The sequence below is a fragment of the Furfurilactobacillus rossiae DSM 15814 genome, assembly GCF_000428925.1.
In the GTDB taxonomy this organism is placed as follows: domain Bacteria; phylum Bacillota; class Bacilli; order Lactobacillales; family Lactobacillaceae; genus Furfurilactobacillus; species Furfurilactobacillus rossiae.
This window is the reverse complement of record NZ_KE386820.1, coordinates 1-19,009: the sequence shown is the minus strand read 5'-3', so window position 1 is coordinate 19,009 and position 19,009 is coordinate 1. Positions and strand designations below refer to the sequence as shown.

Annotated in this window: 15 protein-coding genes, 3 tRNA genes and 2 rRNA genes; all 20 read right to left on the bottom strand. The window is 44.5% G+C overall.

The genetic code is table 11. The annotated features are described in order from the left end of the window. Positions 1 to 82: 82 nt before the first annotated feature. The gene (locus G400_RS0113140) at positions 83 to 1,129 is read right to left on the bottom strand and encodes an AI-2E family transporter (RefSeq protein WP_017262598.1); all 1,047 of its coding nucleotides are present in this window, start codon (positions 1,127 to 1,129) and stop codon (positions 83 to 85) included. A gap of 105 nt (positions 1,130 to 1,234) precedes the next feature. After that, positions 1,235 to 1,720: a SprT family protein gene (locus G400_RS0113135; RefSeq protein WP_017262597.1), complete on the bottom strand. Its 486-nt coding sequence runs from the start codon at positions 1,718 to 1,720 to the stop codon at positions 1,235 to 1,237. 137 nt (positions 1,721 to 1,857) lie between these two features. After that, positions 1,858 to 2,292, bottom strand: a complete 435-nt coding sequence (locus G400_RS0113130) for a hypothetical protein (RefSeq protein WP_017262596.1) — start codon at positions 2,290 to 2,292, stop codon at positions 1,858 to 1,860. Between the two features lie 125 nt (positions 2,293 to 2,417). Beyond that, positions 2,418 to 2,546 carry a hypothetical protein gene (locus G400_RS16595; protein ID WP_017262595.1) on the bottom strand — a complete coding sequence of 43 codons (129 nt, stop codon included), beginning with the start codon at positions 2,544 to 2,546 and terminating at the stop codon, positions 2,418 to 2,420. A 157-nt stretch (positions 2,547 to 2,703) separates the two neighbouring features. Further along, positions 2,704 to 5,331, bottom strand: a complete 2,628-nt coding sequence (locus G400_RS0113120) for a cation-translocating P-type ATPase (protein ID WP_042655446.1) — start codon at positions 5,329 to 5,331, stop codon at positions 2,704 to 2,706. A 311-nt stretch (positions 5,332 to 5,642) separates the two neighbouring features. Continuing rightward, on the bottom strand, positions 5,643 to 6,470 hold the full coding sequence (gene nadE / locus G400_RS0113115) for an ammonia-dependent NAD(+) synthetase (RefSeq protein ID WP_017262593.1): 828 nt from the start codon (positions 6,468 to 6,470) through the stop codon (positions 5,643 to 5,645). 47 nt (positions 6,471 to 6,517) lie between these two features. Next, complete coding sequence (locus tag G400_RS0113110; RefSeq protein ID WP_017262592.1) at positions 6,518 to 7,996, bottom strand: nicotinate phosphoribosyltransferase; 1,479 nt, start codon at positions 7,994 to 7,996, stop codon at positions 6,518 to 6,520. Positions 7,997 to 8,212: 216 nt separating this feature from the next. Next, on the bottom strand, positions 8,213 to 8,914 hold the full coding sequence (locus G400_RS0113105) for a GntR family transcriptional regulator (protein ID WP_017262591.1): 702 nt from the start codon (positions 8,912 to 8,914) through the stop codon (positions 8,213 to 8,215). Positions 8,915 to 8,972: 58 nt separating this feature from the next. Further along, the gene (nagA, locus tag G400_RS0113100) at positions 8,973 to 10,106 is read right to left on the bottom strand and encodes an N-acetylglucosamine-6-phosphate deacetylase (RefSeq protein ID WP_017262590.1); all 1,134 of its coding nucleotides are present in this window, start codon (positions 10,104 to 10,106) and stop codon (positions 8,973 to 8,975) included. 126 nt (positions 10,107 to 10,232) lie between these two features. Beyond that, the gene (gene proC, locus G400_RS0113095; protein ID WP_017262589.1) at positions 10,233 to 11,027 is read right to left on the bottom strand and encodes a pyrroline-5-carboxylate reductase; all 795 of its coding nucleotides are present in this window, start codon (positions 11,025 to 11,027) and stop codon (positions 10,233 to 10,235) included. A gap of 332 nt (positions 11,028 to 11,359) precedes the next feature. After that, positions 11,360 to 11,869 (bottom strand): methylated-DNA--[protein]-cysteine S-methyltransferase, encoded by a 510-nt coding sequence (locus G400_RS0113090; RefSeq protein ID WP_017262588.1) that lies wholly within the window; start codon positions 11,867 to 11,869, stop codon positions 11,360 to 11,362. A 15-nt stretch (positions 11,870 to 11,884) separates the two neighbouring features. Continuing rightward, positions 11,885 to 13,876, bottom strand: coding sequence for an alpha/beta hydrolase family protein (locus G400_RS0113085; RefSeq protein WP_017262587.1), 1,992 nt, complete (start codon positions 13,874 to 13,876; stop codon positions 11,885 to 11,887). 107 nt (positions 13,877 to 13,983) lie between these two features. Beyond that, the gene (locus G400_RS0113080) at positions 13,984 to 15,321 is read right to left on the bottom strand and encodes a replication-associated recombination protein A (protein WP_017262586.1); all 1,338 of its coding nucleotides are present in this window, start codon (positions 15,319 to 15,321) and stop codon (positions 13,984 to 13,986) included. 114 nt (positions 15,322 to 15,435) lie between these two features. After that, a tRNA-Gln gene (locus tag G400_RS0113075) sits at positions 15,436 to 15,507 on the bottom strand. A gap of 5 nt (positions 15,508 to 15,512) precedes the next feature. Continuing rightward, positions 15,513 to 15,593 (bottom strand) — tRNA-Tyr (locus G400_RS0113070). Positions 15,594 to 15,653: 60 nt separating this feature from the next. Next, positions 15,654 to 16,484, bottom strand: coding sequence for a metallophosphoesterase (locus G400_RS0113065; protein WP_017262585.1), 831 nt, complete (start codon positions 16,482 to 16,484; stop codon positions 15,654 to 15,656). An 87-nt stretch (positions 16,485 to 16,571) separates the two neighbouring features. Then, entirely contained in the window at positions 16,572 to 18,053 is a 1,482-nt protein-coding gene (locus G400_RS0113060) for a peptide MFS transporter (protein WP_017262584.1), read from the bottom strand. A gap of 397 nt (positions 18,054 to 18,450) precedes the next feature. After that, positions 18,451 to 18,523 (bottom strand) — tRNA-Thr (locus G400_RS0113050). Between the two features lie 152 nt (positions 18,524 to 18,675). Then, positions 18,676 to 18,792 (bottom strand): 5S ribosomal RNA (gene rrf / locus G400_RS0113045). Between the two features lie 64 nt (positions 18,793 to 18,856). Next, a 23S ribosomal RNA gene (locus G400_RS0113040) occupies positions 18,857 to 19,009 on the bottom strand; the annotation flags it as partial.

The following is a 19,009-nucleotide window of genomic DNA, read 5'->3' as shown; positions in this document are numbered from 1 at the left end:
ATCAACGAAAATAATTCTACCAGACATTCGCAGACTTGGCAATTACTCTTTGACATTCTCCCCGCATATTTCCGTTCAGCACCTATTTATCACCACGAAGCTGCTGCATAATTGGACCATCATTTGGCTGGGGATGCACGCCAAACAGATCGAGGAAGAATGCCACAATTGGCAACCCAACAATCAGTCCCCAAACACCGAATATTTCTTCACTCACAATCAAGGTCATGAATGTCACAAAAATCGGTAAATCAGTAGCCGTAGCCATAAGACGTGGGTGCAAGAAGTAAGATTCAAAGAAGTGAATCACGATAACTAAGATAATCACTTCCACTACCCGCCAGATACCGCCACTAGCAAACGCAATCAACGTTAACGGCACCATTGAAATGAGCACCCCGGCAACAGGCACCAATCCAAGAATGAAGACAATGACGGCTAACACCATTAAACTTGGCATCTTTAGGAAAAATAAGCCGATGGTCATCAAAACCGTGTTAATTGAACAGATAATTAATTGTGTATCCACAACTGTTCCCAAAATAGTGACAAACTTGCGAACCAAGAAATAAACATTGGTGAAGAACTTTTTAAAACGGCTGTGTAAAAAGGCATCCCCAAAGCGCTTCATGCGGCCGTAAGACGCGGTAAAAATCAAGCTCAAGAAAATGGCAACACCCACATGTGAGAAGGCTGTGCCGACGCTTTCCAGTCCACGTAGCCCTGTTTCCAAAGCCGTTTGACCGTGTTTCATAATTTCACTACTATTGAGTGCTTTATTCACCCATGTGTCTAATTGCTTATCCCAAACTGGATGATCATTGATTGCTTTCATAATCAAATGCGGGATGCCAGAAAACTGGCTAGCCAAAGATGGTGCGGCGTAGGAGATAGCCAGTACAACTAAGCCAATCACCACCACATACACAATCAAAGTCGCCAGCACCTGACCGATGGGTAACCATTGTCGTAAACGAGTCGTCACTTTTAATGCTAAGAAAGAAAAAATCGTAATTAGCAAAATAATGGAGAGAAAGTGACGAAAACAAAACAACACAAAGATCAAAAACGCCAAGGTTAAATAAAGTTGAACGTCCTCTTTCTTAAGCCACTGATAAATTCGTTCCATACCCTACCCCCACATTCATCGATACGGCTATCATAGCGTATTCTGCCATACAGTGTACAATAGCCATTACGACATTCGAATTCTACAGACGAGTTTCACGGTTTCTTAAGATTCTTGAGTATAGGCTTCTGCCAAATTCAACCGGCCACCACAAATCCCGCATGCAAACCGCCGCGTATTGATTCGTCGACGCCGCGTGTATCGCTGACCGCACTTTTCACACTCATAAATATAGATGTACCGTGATCGTGAGTGGACCGCCTGTCCTTGCCGATGTTTAGGTGCTGGTGCAAAACGACTGCCACCCACCTGTGCCAGCAAGGTTCGAAATTCCCGACTGCGGTGATTAAATGGCAATCCTGCCATCGATAAGTGATAGTGAACCAGCTCGTGCTTAATCACCCCTTCAAGGGTTTCCTCACCGAAATCAGTTAACATCTTCGGATTTATATCAATATGATGATCCCGAAGGTGGTAGCGGCCCCCCGTCGTTTGCAGTCGTGAATTGAACACGGCTTGATGTTTAAACGGCTTACCAAACTCCCGTGTGGAAATTTGCATGACCAACCGTTGCAACTCATCATTTGTCATTCATTTTCCTCCACAATTTCATCGCTCAATGAAAAACCACTCATCCCGATGTTCAGAATGAGCGGTTCATTTCTGTTAGCGTCATGTGCTACATTCTATACCCTTTACATACGTAAAAGAATTCAGATGTAACGTCACTAAGCGTTAGTTGACATGATTGTCTGAATGAGACGAATGATTCGATCCATGGCTTCATTTTGGTCAGCTTCTGCCTGAGCAAACTTCTTCGTGTCGACCGTGTGTTCCTTAACATTCAAACTGTCCGTCATCGTCTGGCAGGCATTGGCATAGGTATCATAAGCATGCTTAAGTGTCTGGTGCTTCCCCATGAAACGTGCAGGTGCTTGTAATTTTTTCAATTTATCGTTGTAGCTCAGATAACGGTCCGTGCCATCCTGAAATTCTGACTGAATATCAGCGAAATCAGCATCACTAAGGTCACTCAACTTATCAGCATCCATCGCCGTTTTTAGCTTCGTGTAATAAGGTTCCAAATCCTTTTGGACATCTTCTGTATCCGCAATTGTTCTGGACAATGTTTGCCCGTACACCATCATTAAGTTCTTTTTCACAATTAATCTCCTTGTCCGTTATTGCTCGGGCATTACCGAGCTTCGGCATCACTCTTCTAAACGTGCACTCAACTTCTGAATTCTGTGCATAAGTCCTGAGTCAAAGCATTCGGAAATGCACCGAATCATTCGACTCGTTTCTTATTGCTCGAATTCAACCAAAGTTGAGCATCACTCTTCCAAACGTGCACCTGTCGCTCAATTCCCTGTGCATAACCCAAAGCTGCCTGCCCACAAGCAAACTGCGCTTGCATGCCGCCACCTTTACGTTATTGCTCGGGCATTACCGAGCTTCGGCATCACTCTTCTAAACGTGCACCTGTCGCTCAATTCCCTGTGCATAACCCAAAGCTGCCTGCCCACAAGCAAACTGCGCTTGCATGCCGCCACCTTTACGTTATTGCTCGGGCATTACCGAGCTTCGGCATCACTCTTTCTTAGACGTTGCACTAATTTTACCACTTCCACGATTAAAATCATCGTCACACCTGCACCAATAACGATTAACCACTGGAACCAATCCAATGTTGTGACGTGGAAGAGTGTGTTAAACCCAGGCACAAGGATGGTCGCGGCCAACAGCACAAACGCCACCAGAATGGCCCAGTTAAACGCACGGTTCTTAAAGAGTTGCTTTGTAAAAATTGTTCCATGAATTGATTTTGAATTAAATGCATGGAACAACTGAATCAATCCAAGCGTTGCAAACGCCATGGTCAAAGCATCCGCATGAATTTGTTCTGCACCGGCATGAACGGGGAATGTCAGGGCTAGCCAGTAAACCAAAAGTGTCAGCCCACCTTCCAACAATCCCTGATAGATAATGTTGCCAAACACGCCGCCGGATAAGAAGTTTGACGTGCGACCACGTGGCTTCTGTTTCATTATATTCTTTTCAGCTGGTTCCAGTCCTAACGCAATCGCTGGGAACGTGTCGGTCACCAAATTGATCCACAAAATATGCACAGGTGCCAAAATCTGCCACCCCATCATGGTCATTACAAAAAGGGTCAACACTTCACCTAAGTTTGCAGATAACAAGTATTGAATGGCCTTTTGGATGTTAGCAAACACTTTACGACCTTCACGAACTGCCACCACGATTGTGGAGAAGTTGTCATCAGCAAGAACCATGTCGGATGCGCCTTTAGACACTTCTGTCCCTGTGATTCCCATCCCCACACCGATATCAGCTGCTTTCAACGCTGGGGCATCGTTCACACCGTCACCAGTCATAGCGACAACTTTGCCACGTTTCTGCCAGGCATTCACAATCCGAACTTTATGCTCCGGGGCCACCCGCGCGTAAACAGAATATTGCGATACCCGTTTTTCAAAATCGGCATCACTCAGTTCGTCTAGTTGAGCACCAGTGATTACGCCAGCGTCATCGTCGGCCTTAATAATGCCGAGCCGAACCGCAATTGCCTTAGCAGTATCCGCGTGGTCCCCCGTAATCATTAGAGGCCGAATACCCGCGCTTTTAGCTTCGGCAACTGCACCAGCCACTTCTGGCCGCTCCGGATCGATCATTCCAACAAATCCAGCAAAGATGAGCTCTTGCTCAACCTTTTCAGAAGTCATGGTTGCTGGAACTGTTTCAACGGGGCGGTAAGCAAACGCCAATACTCGCAATGCCTGCACGGCCAGTTGATGATTGATCGTCAACAACTGTTTCCGAAGCTCATCCGTCAATGGCACTACTTGCCCATTTAGCTGAACCCGTGTGACCCGTTTTAGCAATTCATCCGGCGCCCCTTTAACGGTAATCCACAATGCGCCAGTATCATCCATTTTATTAACAGTCGTCATCAATTTACGTTCTGAATCAAACGGAATTTCAGCTTGTCGGGGATGTGCCGTTAAAAATTTGTCAGCAGTCACGTTATGATCCATGTTGTACTGAATCAAGGCCGTTTCCGTGGGATCTCCAACTAAGCCATCGGCCGTTAGTTTAGTATCATTATTCAACATCAACAGGGTTGCTAAAGTTCCCTCGTCACTGTCGGTTGTTGCCCCGACACCAACCTTAGCATCACGAACTTCGCCATTAACCACTAGTTTTTCAACCGTCATCTTGTTTTGGGTCAATGTCCCGGTCTTATCTGAAGCGATAATGTCCGTACTCCCCAACGTTTCAACAGCGGGCAAACGGCGAACCAGTGCATTCAGTTTGGCCATACGCGTCGTTCCGAGAGCTAATGTGATGGTCACAATGGCAGGTAACCCTTCTGGAATAGCCGCTACCGCCAATGAAATAGCTGTCAGTAGCATGTTAATCAATGTTTCATTCCCACGAATCATGCCGACCGCAAAGACGATTACCGCAACCACCAGAATCAATGCCGTTAACACTTTACCTAAATGGGCCAGATTTTCCTGCAAGGGTGTTTTGCGTTCCTTAGTGTTGTCTAGCATGCCAGCGATGCGACCAACCTGCGTTTGCATCCCCGTAGCTGTAACAACCCCCACACCACGGCCATAAGTCACGTTACTATTCATAAAGGCTAAGTCGCTCATGTCCCCTAACCCCACGTTTGTGGCCGCCACTGGATCGAGTTGCTTAGTCACTGGGACTGACTCACCGGTAAGCGCAGACTCCTCAATTTTAAGCGAAGCACTTTCCAATAGCCGCATATCCGCTGGCACAATATCACCAGCTTCCAGAAGCACAATATCACCAGGCACTAATTCGTCGCTCTTTACCGTAACTGTTTCGCCATTACGACGAACGTGTGCATTTGGTGCCGACATTTCTTGAAGCGCATTAATGGCCTGCTCCGCCTTTGCCTCTTGGAAAACACCAAACACGGCGTTAAGCACCACTACCAGTAAGATGATGATGGCATCCACCACTTCGCCTGTCATCGCAGCAATGATGGCGGCCACAATCAGCACTACAATCATTAAATCTTTAAACTGAGCAATAAACTTTTCCAATAAGGTTGTTTGCCGCTTAGCCGCTAACGCGTTCGGACCGTGCTCATCGCGTCTCGTCGACACCATTTGGTCAGTCAACCCATCTCTACTTGATTTCATTTGCTGAAGGGATTCATCAACGGTCCATTGCGCTGCCTGCGGTAATTTACTTTGCTTCACTTAACATCTCTCCTTTAAATTATCGGCTGTGTACATCGCTCATGGGACGAAAAAAGACCCATGGACGCACACTAAATGTGCAGACCATGAGTCTCACTATTTAAGACAAAACCAGAACGAATCTTGTTGGTGGCGTTGTCACGGTGTCACGACACAAAATCTGTGTGCGATAACACCATTAGTTACTCCCTCATTTATCTTAAGCAAAAGTATATCGAAATGATTAGTTAAACACAAGTAATAAGTTTGAACTAACGCCAAAAATTATCAAAAATTGTAATCGGCATATGGCGTTTGTGCATCGTCTTGTTATACCAATTTTCAATCTTTTCAGCGTCAGCGTCCTTAATCGTTTTGCCTTCCAGATAATTATCAATGTCGTCATATGTGACGCCAAGGGCCACCTCATCAGGTAACGCCGGACGATCGTCCTCCAGGTCAGCAGTCGGAACCTTCAAGTATAAATGTTCCGGTGCGTTTAAGACCTTCAGCATCGCTTTTCCTTGCCGTTTGTCCAACCGATACAAAGGATCAATGTCCGTGCCGCCATCGCCGTACTTCGTGTAAAATCCGGTAACGGCTTCGGCTGCATGATCCGTTCCTACAACAGCACCGTGAACTTCACCAGCAATCGTATACTGAGCCACCATGCGCTCACGTGCCTTGATATTGCCCTTGTTAAAGTCGGACACCGTCAGCCCATTAGTTTCAACCGCGGCAACACCAGCGTCAACCGCCGCCTGAACATTCACCCGCATTACCTTATCGGCTTCCATAAACGTGATGGCATCCATCGCGTCACTTTCATCCGCCTGTTCACCATATGGCAAACGAACCGCAATGAATTGATACTGATCATCGCCGGTTTCCTGACGCATCTCTGCAATCGCCATCTGTGATAGTTTGCCAGCAAGTGTAGAGTCTTGACCACCAGAGATACCTAGAACGAGTGCCTTTAAGAACGTGTTCTTTTTCAAATAGTCCTTTAAAAATTCGACACTTTTTCGAATTTCGTGTTCCGCATCAAAGTCAGCGCTAACACCGAGTGCCTTAATAATTTCTGCCTGTTTTTCTCTCATGTACGAAGGCCTCCATAACTTAATTACTACTGAAATAGATGGATAGCCTAGGACTGTCCGTCAAATTTCAATTCACTGACATAACTGTGAACTTGCTTAATAATATTTTGCTTGTGATCCCAAAGCTTTTGCGATAAATCAACGGGATAAATTTGTGGATTCAGATCTCGTTTGTACTCATCCCACAACGATGCTAACTGATCTGCAGCAAACTGTTTAATCGTTTGTAACTCAGGTAACTCGTAAACTTGCTTGCCATTTTCAAAAATCGTCACCAGTACGGGACGGGCGTCAAAGTCGGTCACATCCTTATTGATATACGTATAGCTTGGATGGAACATATGCAAGCGTGACGCTTCGTCTGGCCGTTCGTCAGATAACGCAACATAATCACCTTCAGATTTACCGTCTGCTTTCTTGGTGATCCGCCAAACCTGCTTTTTACCAGGTGTTGATACTTTTTCAGCGTTACTTGATAACTTAATCGTATCAACCATTTTACCCCGTTCATTTTCAACGGAGACCAGTTTGTACACAGCCCCGAGCGCGGGCTGGTCGAACGCCGTAATTAACTTTGTTCCCACGCCCCAAACGTCAATCTTAGCGCCCTGCATTTTAAGGTTGGTAATCGTCTTCTCATCCAAGTCATTCGACGCATAAATTTTAGCATTCGGAAAACCGGCTTCATCAAGCTGTTCGCGCACACGTTTTGAAATATATGCCATGTCACCAGAGTCGATACGAACACCCAAAAAGTTAATCTTGTCGCCCATCTCTTTGGCCACACGAATGGCGTTTGGCACACCTGAACGCAGTGTGTCATAGGTGTCTACAAGAAAAACACAGTCCCTGTGAGAACGGGCGTAAGCCATGAAAGCGTCATAGTCGTTACGGTACGTTTGCACCAAGCTGTGGGCATGAGTACCGCTAATTGGAATTCCAAAAATTTTACCAGCGCGCATATTACTAGTGGCATCAAACCCACCAATGTAAGCAGCACGAGTTCCCCAAATAGCGGCGTCCATTTCTTGTGCCCGCCGCGTACCAAATTCCAAGATACCGTCATTGCCAGCTACTGAGCGAATGCGGGCAGCTTTCGTAGCAATTAAAGTCTGATAGTTAACAATGTTCAACAAAGCCGTTTCAACGAGTTGACAATCCGCTAACGTTCCCTCAACTTGAACTAATGGTTCGTTATTAAAAACCAGGTCGCCTTCTTTTGCAGCACGAATCGTCCCCGTGAACTTAAAATTCCGCAGATAGTTTAAAAACTTCTCAGAATATTGTTTCGTAGATGCCAAATACTCTAAGTCAGAATCAGTGAACTGCAGTTGATTAATGTAGTCGACAACCCGCTCTAAGCCTGCAAATACCGCATAACCATTGTGAAATGGTAGGTCACGAAAATATAATTCGAACACGGCGTGCCGATCAGCCACTCCATCCTCAAAGTAAGTTTGGACCATATTAACTTCGTATGCATCTGTATGAAGCGTCAGGCTGTCATCTGGATAACGCGTAACCATCGCAATTATTCCCTTTCTGTTTAGACTAATTTTTCTTAACTCTCATATTTTACCATATCTTGTGAATTTCTTTGTTAAATGCCCTCATTGCATTAAAAAACGTGTGTCCACATGGTCATTCCCCACAATTTCAACATACAAAAGAACTACTTTGCTTGTCGCAATTATGGAAAACAGTCACACAGACACACGTTTAATCATTGTTTTATTACTCAACTAACGTTCTAGGTAAAACTCAAATCGGTTACCGACATACTGGGTCCGCACATATTCAAACGGCGTACCATCATCAAGGAATGAAACCTGACGTAAACGCAATAATGGATCACTACGCTTAACATTCAAGTATTCAGCTACCCGTTCACTGGCTGTCATTGCCGACACTGTTTGCTGAGCGTGACCAACTTTAAGGCCAGCCTCGTCTTCCAGCACGCGATACAGTGAGTTAGTAACATCTTCCTTGCTAAAACGCCGAATCAATCGTTCAGGCACAGTGGCCACTTCAAAACAGATAGGTTCATCGTTGCCGAAACGAATTCGTTCCATTCGCAAAATCTGTTCATTAGGTGCGAGTTGTAATTTTTCACTTTCTGAAAGCGATGGTGTTGTGATGTGATAGGACACAGTTCGTGAAGATGGCACCTTACCAGCCTGTTCCATCAACTCAGTGAAACTAGTTACACCAGAAACACGCTCTTGCACCTTACGATTAGCTACATATGTGCCCGCGCCAACACGTCGTTCTAACAGGCCTTCCTCCACTAACGTCTGAACGGCTTGTCGTAAGGTCATTCGACTCACGCCAAACTGAATGGCAAGTTCACGTTCTGAGGGGATTTTATCCCCAACTTGCCACTGACCATCTTCCACGGCTTTCCGTAAACGATTATGAATTTGAATGTAAATTGGTGAGGCCATTTTTTTTCATCCCTTAGTTTTAGTCAACCTGGCTGGAACTCAAGTAATTGAAAACTAGCTAGTCATCAAAACGACGACCATAACTGTAAGTCCGTTCCAAGTTTTGATTACGATCCATGATGTTAAAGTCAGCGTCTTTACCAGCCTGTAAGCCACCCTTGCTGGTTAAACCAAATTCGGTAGCTTGGTTAACAGAAGACATTTGAACAGCTTCTTCGATACCACAACCAGTAAAGTATTGAATGTTACGGAATGCATCGTCATAACGGAGTACCGATCCGGCCAAGTTGCCAGATTCCAGACGTGCCTGTTTGTCCTTAACAATAACCTTTTGACCACCAAGTTCACTGATTCCTTCAGGCATCCCCTTGGCGCGCATTGAATCAGTAACTAGATCAATGCGTTCAGCACCTTTTTGTTCATAGGCCAACTTGATCATATCTGGCACAATGTGGAATCCATCACAGATCAATTCACAGTACATGTTATCTTCCAACATCGCATGGCCAGTGACACCAGGTTCACGGTGCTTAAATTCACGTTGTGCGTTGTACAAATGCGTAACGTGCGTTGCCTTAGAAGCGAGCATTTGCTCACGGGTAGCATTACTGTGACCAACAGATGGCACAATGTTATGACTCAGACAGTATTTTTCGAATTCACGCGAACCAGGATCTTCTGGTGCGTATGTAATCAAGCGAACACGGTTTCCCGAAAGTTTGTTCCAATTATCGAGCAAATCAATGTTAGGATCTGAAATATACTTTTCAGGTTGGGCACCCTTATAAGTTGCGGAAATAAATGGCCCTTCAAGATGGATTCCTTGGATAACTGGGTTCTCTTCAGCAGCCTTGGCAATTCCTTCCATCGCGTGATTTAAATGTTCGGTAGACTGCGTCATCGTAGTTGGAAACAGTGTTGTGATTCCTTCGTGAACCATATCGTTGACCATCTCGTTGATTTGGTCAGGATCGCCGTCCATTGAATCAAAACTATAACCACCATGACTGTGAACATCGATAAATCCGGGAACAATTACTTTACCCGTCACAAATTCTACGTCGTCGTCTGGTTCAGCAACGTAATCACTCATCGGTCCGACTGCTTCGATCGTTTTACCAAACCGCAAATAACCATCATCAATCTTTTCTTCACCCGTGTAGATGATCGCATGTTTCAAAACCGTACTCATTGAATCTTCCTCCTCATAAATGTGCCGCTACACCTTAAACACTGGGGTAGTTAACACGCTCCATTGAAAAAGCTCATTTGGTTACGCTTTCCAGTATAGCTGGTATAGACCACTTTTTCAACGCGTTTATTCTTGATCACGCTTAATTGTGGCATCGATCCCTTTTACTACAGCAGTCATGAACCCGGCTTCTTCCATTGCTAGCAACCCAGCAACAGTTGAACCACCTGGTGAAGAAACTTGATCAATTAAATCAAACGGAATCTTGTCAGATTGAAGCACCATTTTAGCTGAACCTTCCGTTACGGCTGCAGCAATCCGCGTCGCCTCTTTTTTGTTAAGACCATGCTTAACACCAGCACGCGAGAGTGCGTCAATGAAGAAATAGATATAAGCTGGAGAACTACCTGCCAAGGCAGAAAAGGTGCTGAAATCCGCTTCCGGCAATACAGTGGTACTTCCAATTGCATCGAACAGCCCCTTAGCATCTGCTAACTTGGCACCCGTTAAATTTTCATTAACAGCTAAAGCTGTCATCCCTGCATCAATGGCTACATTAACGTTTGGCAAGGTCCGCAGAATTGGCATATCGTATCCCGCCAGTTCTTCCATTGTTTGTAAAGATAGACCTGCAACAATCGAAATTAATACTTTAGGTCCCTGGTTTAACTCGTCACGTGTCTCTTTTAAAACATCGGGTGCGATATTCGGCGTTACTGCTAACACGACAAAATCGCTGTCTTGAACGACTGCCGCATTGCTATCTGCCATCCGCACACCTGTTGAGGATGCAAACGCTTGATAGTGCTCCTTATGAGCGCTGTGCACAATGATATCTGAAGGTGCCAGTGCATCTGCGGCAATCAATCCTTTGATAATCGCCTGGGCCATACCGCCAACACCAATAAATCCGAGTTGCATGAACCGTCTCTCCCCGCATCTGTTTTTAACATGCCACATCTTTATAACCACTGTCACAAAAAATGCAGATAATGTCATATCTGATTAGAATGTAACTGATATAGACCAATAATGCAACTACGAGTCACTAAAAATAATTTCCGGTCTAAGCGAGTGGTCAAAAAGAACGTAGTCAAAATTGGCTTTCCAATCTAAAGACTGCGTTCCTTGTAACTAACAACATAAGTGCCCATTGCCTAACAGCTTAATTAAATCCATTCAGCGGTGAATGAAGAACAATTATGTTGCTTAAATAATTTTTTAAACATTAGGTTAACGTTACACGCCTTAAACTATACAGTACGTTCAAGTGCTAATAGTTGCCGTTTCATCGTTAGACCACCGCGATAACCGCCCAATCCGCCATCCTTACGCAAAACCCGATGGCATGGCGTTACAATCAGTATCGGATTTTTCGCAATTGCTGTCGCAACCGCCCTAATTGCTGAAGGCTGGCCGATATTAGCGGCAATGGTTGTATAATCACAAGTCATCCCATACGGAATCAGTACCAATGCATCCCAAACAGCTTGTTGAAGACGTGTACCAGTGCCAAAATGGTCAATCGGCAAATCAAAATCACGACGTTTGCCTTCGAAGTAATCGCTAATTTGCTGTCGATACTTCGACGTTTTTTGGTCATCGGTAATTGCCTGATCAACAGCATCCACATTGTTTAAATAACCCTTTGCCTCACTTAACGTAGCATTGGGCGAACCAACAAAAACCAAGCCTTTGTCTGAAACTAATAACTGTAACTGACCAACGCTGGTATCAACGACATCATGATATAACTGGGCCATAGTTATCCTCCTAGTTTATTGATGAGTAGCAAACCAATCGTGAATTCGTTGCATGCGTTCAATTCGAAAACGTGGCTTACCTATTCGCGACAGATCGTGGTTTTCACCAGGAAAACGAACCATCTTCGTTTCAACACCATTCAATTTCAATGATGTGTACCACTCTTCACCCTGACCAATTGGACAGCGAAAATCCTGTTCGCTGTGAAGAATTAAAGTGGGTGTCGACACATTGGCCACATACTTCAATGGCGAAGCATTCCACAACGGCTTTAAATCAGTCGCTTTCATCGTTCGCTCACCGGTAAGTTCCCACGGCAGGAAATAATATCCGATATCACTCGTCCCATACATACTGATCCAATCAGCAATGGAACGCGCTGTTACCGCTGCTTTAAAACGATTCGTGTGACTCTCAATCCAGTTGGTCATAAACCCACCGTATGAACCACCAGTAACGTACAATCGATCTTGATCAATTTTAGGATCCAGTTCTAGCACGTGATCTAAGCCATTCATTAAGTCAGCATAATCGCCCTCGCCGTAATGACCAATGACGCCAAGTTGGAATTCCTGTCCATAGCTGGTCGAACCACGTGGATTAATGGCAATCACACCATAGCCTTCACTGGCATGAAATTGTAATTCATGAAAGAAGGTTTCCCCGTAATTAGCACCGGGTCCACCGTGAATATAGAGAATCACTGGATAATTTGTTTTTGCCTGCGCATCAATTGGCGGCAAATACCAGCCTGGTACTTCCACATCGTCATCACTGGTAAATATAAACCGAAGCGGCTCTACTAATTGGTGAGTCGTTTCATAATGATGATTAGGATCAGTCAGGTCTCGTTCCTTGCCATCCTTCAATGCAATCGCTGAAAGTTTAGCAACTGTCGTCCAAGCAGACTGAGTGAAGAAAACCTCGCCATGATCTGCAGAAATTGTAAAGTCAGTGACATGTCGCGGCCCTGATACGAGTTTTTGATGATCACTGAGTGAATCACCCAACGTGGCCATCATGAGCCGTAACGTCCCCTGTGATAACTGGGTATAAACGTACTGTTGATCACTAACGAACGCTGCTACCCGACCACTAAGGTTTTGTTGGAAATCAGCATTCATAATCATGTCGCCGACCACAACATCCTTATCCGGTGTTAGATCAGTTAGCTGTCGATCTGCGAAATGGTAATTGTACAAATGTGAGGCAGAGATATTAGGAATCTCGTTTGTCGTTCCCCAAAGCAATAAATCGGTGTCACTATCATTGAATCCTACTGGACTAAGTGAAGCTGCCATTAAGCTGCCAGTCAAAACAGTTTTTGCACCGGTTTCAGTGTCTAACGCATATGTCAGTTCGCTAAAATCATTGTCATCTTCTGGCTTTCCGGCCGTTGAATAGGTCAACAACCGCCCATCGTGAGATAGTGGGCCCATGGAAAACTTTTCCGGATTTTCAAAGATTTCTGTTGCTGTTTTGTGACCGATGATCTGCTTCTTGATAACATAGCGTTCATCCTCAGCAAAATAACCGAGATCATTATCCTTATAAATTGTTTTGGTGTAGCTGATTGTCTGTGGTCGTTTAGGATCTGCTTTAGCTGGTCGTTTGCCATCTTTCTTAGGTGCGCTTTGATAGTATACGATTTGATGTTTGGCATCCCAGTCATAAGCACTGACACCAAACTCATCAAACGTTATTTGAACTGGCGAACCACCAGTTAATGATTGTGCAAACACCTGCCGCTGATGATTCGGATCTTCGCTGGTAAACGTCAGTACGCGCTGATCATCACTGATTGCTAGCGCATTATCCTTGCCAGACAACGTTCCCCAAGTTGTCGTTGCGTGCGTATGTAAATCAAACCGTTGGATAGATGTTGCATAATCGTCTTCCTGTTCGCGCATCTGCGTTTGCAAGAAAAAGACTGCATCTGATGTCGCAACGGGTTGTGCAAGTGAAACTAACTTATACAAATCTGTGACCGCCACTGGTTGAACCATATAATCGCCTCATTTTTTATTGGTTACACTTGCAGTTATTATAGTGCTTTTAAGTCATTAACCAAACAATTAGATTACTTAAACTGTGAATCATTAATATCATCTAGCTAACCATTTAGATGATCATCGTGTTCGGCATGCCACTCACGAATCTGCGCCAAACGCTCTGCAAACCTCTTTTCAGAACCTTGGGTAGTGGGCTGATAATAAACGTGACCAATCAAATTGTCTGGCATCGTTTGTAGTGTTGTCAGCTTATCCTTCGTATCGTGAGCATACTGATAACCCTCGCCATAATGCAAGTCAGCCATTAACTTGGTTGGAGCATTGCGAATCTGTAAAGGAACTGGTTCAGCCATAGAATGCAACGCATCATGTTTGGCGGCTGAATAAGCCGTATAAATCGCATTGGATTTCGGTGCCATCGACAAATAAACCACCGCCTGAGCCAAATTAACGGTACACTCTGGCATTCCGATTAGATGAGACGCCTGATAGGCTGCCACCGCAATTTCTAAAGCTCGTGAATCGGCTAAGCCAATGTCTTCACTAGCAAATCGAATTAACCGACGGGCCACGTACAGCGGATCTTCGCCACCCTCCAACATGCGTGACAGCCAGTAAAGTGCAGCATCCGCATCAGAGTTTCGCATTGATTTATGCAATGCGGAGATAATGTTGTAGTGTTCATCACCCTTTTTGTCATACATTAGGGATTTTCGGGATACTAACTGGGCGACATCGTCTTGATCGACCGTTGTTACCTCACCCACTTGCTGTCCATTCAACACAGCCATTTCTAGCGTGTTTAAGGCCACCCGGGCATCTCCGTTGGCAAAGTCCGCAATTGCCCCAATCGTTTGATCACTAATATGAATTTTTTGTTTGCCAAAGCCGCGATCGTCATGAAGCGCCTGATTTAGCAACTGAATTAAATCGTCATGCGTTAACGGCTGAAGCACAAAAACCTTGGTTCGAGACAATAGCGCCGAATTAATTTCAAATGATGGATTTTCTGTCGTAGCACCAATCAAGGTGATGCTTCCTTTTTCAACAAATGGTAAGAAAGCGTCTTGTTGCGCCTTGTTAAATCGATGAATTTCATCTACAAACACAATTGTGCGTTCGCCAATTTGTCGATTGCCTTCCGCTTCTTCCATAACCTGACGGATTTCTTTGATACCACTGGTGACTGCACTGAAGTTTATGAAACGGGCCTGCGTTTTATTCGCAATAATCCGGGCTAAAGTCGTTTTCCCCACACCCGGTGGTCCCCAAAAAATCAGTGAAGAAACCGCGTCGTCATCAATAAGTTGACGCAACACTTTGCCATGTCCAAGTAACTGTTGTTGCCCAACAAACTCTGCTAGCGTTTGAGGGCGCATTCTGCTTGCTAATGGTTGATTTGCGTCATTTTGATCAAAAAGTGATGTTTGTTCTGTCATAATTTATCCTTTTTCAAACGTATGTTCGCATATAAGAATACCATAGTTATCCCTATAACGTAAAGAAGCAGGTATCACCTTTAACGGTAATACCTGCTTCTTTACGCTATATAATTGGGATAGCTGGATTCGAACCAGCGCATGACGGAGTCAAAGTCCGTTGCCTTACCACTTGGCTATATCCCAATAAATGGCGGAAGTTGGATTCGAACCAACGAACCTTTCGGGGCGGTTTTACAGACCGCTGCGTTTAGCCACTTCGCTATTCCGCCGTTCCTGACAACTTTTTTATTCTAACGAAAATTTCCATTGAATTCAAGCGTAATCAGGAATTATTGTAAGTTCAAAATTCTTAGTCGGGTTTGCCATTCACTCATAAAATCAGCATGGCGCCATTCTTGCAAACGGTGCGTGTTGTAGCCAACAGACTGATTAAAGTAGGTCACATGGTCAAACGTTCGTGGTTCAGGTTTAATATGCAGATGACCAAACTGCGCGTAAACAACGCGTCCCTTGGTCAAGACATCGCCGAGGCGACGACTACCATACATTGCATTTGCCATGTTCCAAAAACGATCATCATCAGTAATCCGCGTATATTCAGCCCGTGGCACGAAATGCGTGACGTACAAAACACGTTTGCTAGCCACTGTGGCATCCAAAAGTTGATTAGTCGTCTGCTGTAAGACCACATCTTCTCTTTCTGGATCCGTCATTGGCTGTTCAATGACACCATCAAACCAATAAGCGCGTTTCCACTGAGCAAAGTCAGCGACAGAGCGTTCGTTAAACAACTGGCTGGCAAAGGTATAGTCATACCACCCATTATTACCGACAATCCGCCAATCAGTCCCTGGAATATCAACAAACTGATTGTGCAGATAATGTGCGTTAATTCTGGTTTCAAGCTCGGCATACGTCACTCCGGCAGCCATATCATGATTACCAGCCAAAAAGTAAACTTCCGTTTGACTGCCCAGTTCATGTTGTAATACATCAACATAGTGCACGGTCTTCGTAAAATCATTAAACGTGTCGCCTGCAATAATATAATACTTTACCTTTAAATCGGCTAATACTTGAGCCTGATGTTTCAATAGTTCATTGCTATCCAGTTGATTAACATCGAAGTGATTATCACTGGTCAGGGCCACACGTACCATCGTTTATCTTCACCTTCTAAAAAAATGTGCTCAACAGCTGTTGAGCACATTTTAGCACAAACTTATTTATGATTACGTTTTAGACTCTTAATCCTGGGCAATCTCGACATCTTTCATAAGGCCAAAGATTGGCTTACGGAAGGCAAACAGTACAAGTCCCAAAACAACGCTGACGGCCCCTATAATCAAAAAGTAGGAAACTTCAGTATCGCTCGTGTAGAAACGAACGATTTGTGCGTTGACGGCTTGACCAGCAGCATCAGCCAAGAACCACATACTCATCATCTGTGAACGGAAGGCGTTTGGTGCAAGGCGAGTTGTAACAGACAGTCCGATTGGTGAAATCAGCAGTTCAGCGATTTCAACAATCGCCCAACTTCCGATCAACCACAAGATGGAAACACGACCAGAAGTGCCTTCAAGCCATCCAGGTAAAGCCATGAACAGGTATGAAATACCGGCAATTACCAATCCATATGCAAACTTAGTTGTGGTGTTAGGCTGACGTTTGCCCAACTTTGTCCATAAAATGGCAAAGAATGGTGTATATAACATGATAAATGCAGGGTTAAGTGACTGGAAGTACGCAGCTGGCATTGTCCAACCACCAATCTGCAAGTTAGTCCGTTGTTGTGCAAACAGTGCCAAGACAACAGAGCCTTGTTCTTCAATAGCCCAGAACAACATTGCAGCAATGAACAGCGGAATGTACGCAACCACGTGACGACGTTCGTTCTTCGTCACCTTGCGACTCGACAACATGATAATGAAGTAAACCACTGGCGTTGCAACGGCAATAATACTAATCAACAAAATGACGTTCTTAAGGTTCAATGCATCCATTAACTTCATTAAAACAAGCACTAGAATCAATGCAACGACGCCGAGTCCCCAACGAACAGCTAATGGCTTGATGTCATCACGTTCGATTGGATCTGATGGATACAAACCATCTTTGCTTAGATACTTACGACCATCAATCCAGTACTGCATCAGTCCAAAGAACATCCCAATAGCAGCCAAGGAGAAACCGAGGTGGAAGTTAACCTTTTCACCCAAGGTCCCAACAATATATGGTGAGAATAAACTCCCCATGTTGATTCCGAAGACGAAAATGTTAAATCCAGCATCACGACGACGATCTTCAGTCGTGTATAAAGCACCGACCATTTCCGATACGTTTGGCTTTAACAGCCCAGTACCAACAACAATCAACGCAATGGATGCAAACAATGCCGTTGCACCAGCCGGAATGGCCAGCGCAATGTGCCCAAACATAATCAGGACACCACCCATGAACACAGTGCGACGTGGTCCAAAGACACGGTCACTCAAAAATCCACCAAGTACACTGGATAAATAAACAAGTGATCCATAAATAGCCATGATTGAACTTGCAGTAGCTTGGCTAAAACCTAAACCACCCTTATCAATGGCAAAGTACATGTAGAACAACAGAATGGCACGCATTCCGTAATAACTGAAACGTTCCCACATTTCTGTGAAAAACAGCGTTGCTAACCCGCGGGGTTGTCCAAAAAACGCTGTATCGTATTTCTTGTTTTCCAAAAGAATCCTCCTAATTTATCCCCCAATAGCAGCCCGAAGGCCATGACTTTTCGGGGATTCTTAATGCTCTAAATATTCAGTTGTAGTTCCCCGTTTAAAAAAACGATAAAACAATTATAGCGGTTATAAATGGCGATAGTCAAACCTTCTTTTAATTTATTCGCCATTTTTAGGCGAATAATTCTAATCTTTTAACCATCTTCAAGTGTTTTTCTCATGTTTAAGTGGCAGAATGCACAGAAGACTTGTTGTGCGCTTGTTGCACTTTTTTTTGCTTTATGACGCTGACGAACCGTTATTTAAGGCGGCGACAACACATAAACACGTATTTTCAGATTTAGTCATCAAAAAAACCGTCACATTTTGTGACGGCTTTTTTGATATTCACACGAATTTATGCCGGATAGGTGACTTGAACACCTGACCCTCGGTTTACGATACCGATGCTCTACCAACTGAGCTAATCCGGCAAATAGCACATCTGTTAGTATAACGGACTTTTTCACTGGCTTCAAGGCTTAATCAACGCATGACTATCATTTCTTACTGAAAGGCGCCGCGCCTTAATGAGGCACCTTTCACGACACAAAAAAACGCCAATCATCAGATTGACGTTTTAGTCGCATGGCGACGACCTACCCTCGCAGGGAGCGATCCCCCAACTACTCTTGGCGCGACGAAGCTTAACTTCCGTGTTCGGCATGGGAACGGGTGTATCCTTCGTGCCATCATCACCACACTCTGAGCGTTATCCACTCAAAACTGAATCATGATCTTCTTTTCTTTAACCGGACCACCACTTCGTGGTTAAGTCCTCGACCGATTAGTACTAGTCCGCTCCATGTGTCGCCACACTTCCACTTCTAGCCTATCTACCTCATCATCTCTGAGGGGTCTTACTTCCATATAGGAATGGGAAATCTCATCTCGAGGCGAGTTTCACACTTAGATGCTTT

Bases quoted from the DNA above. Each gene is read 5' to 3' on its own strand.
- G400_RS0113085 (WP_017262587.1), bottom strand. From the start codon at position 13,876: ATGGTTCAACCAGTGGCGGTCACAGATTTGTATAAGTTAGTTTCACTT.
- G400_RS0113135 (WP_017262597.1), bottom strand. From the start codon at position 1,720: ATGACAAATGATGAGTTGCAACGGTTGGTCATGCAAATTTCCACACGG.
- G400_RS0113120 (WP_042655446.1), bottom strand. From the start codon at position 5,331: ATGAAATCAAGTAGAGATGGGTTGACTGACCAAATGGTGTCGACGAGA.
- G400_RS16595 (WP_017262595.1), bottom strand. From the start codon at position 2,546: ATGCAAGCGCAGTTTGCTTGTGGGCAGGCAGCTTTGGGTTATGCACAG.
- G400_RS0113110 (WP_017262592.1), bottom strand. From the start codon at position 7,996: ATGGTTACGCGTTATCCAGATGACAGCCTGACGCTTCATACAGATGCA.
- G400_RS0113090 (WP_017262588.1), bottom strand. From the start codon at position 11,869: ATGGCCCAGTTATATCATGATGTCGTTGATACCAGCGTTGGTCAGTTA.
- G400_RS0113065 (WP_017262585.1), bottom strand. From the start codon at position 16,484: ATGGTACGTGTGGCCCTGACCAGTGATAATCACTTCGATGTTAATCAA.
- nagA (WP_017262590.1), bottom strand. From the start codon at position 10,106: ATGAGTACGGTTTTGAAACATGCGATCATCTACACGGGTGAAGAAAAG.
- G400_RS0113140 (WP_017262598.1), bottom strand. From the start codon at position 1,129: ATGGAACGAATTTATCAGTGGCTTAAGAAAGAGGACGTTCAACTTTAT.
- G400_RS0113105 (WP_017262591.1), bottom strand. From the start codon at position 8,914: ATGGCCTCACCAATTTACATTCAAATTCATAATCGTTTACGGAAAGCC.
- G400_RS0113080 (WP_017262586.1), bottom strand. From the start codon at position 15,321: ATGACAGAACAAACATCACTTTTTGATCAAAATGACGCAAATCAACCA.
- proC (WP_017262589.1), bottom strand. From the start codon at position 11,027: ATGCAACTCGGATTTATTGGTGTTGGCGGTATGGCCCAGGCGATTATC.
- nadE (WP_017262593.1), bottom strand. From the start codon at position 6,470: ATGAGAGAAAAACAGGCAGAAATTATTAAGGCACTCGGTGTTAGCGCT.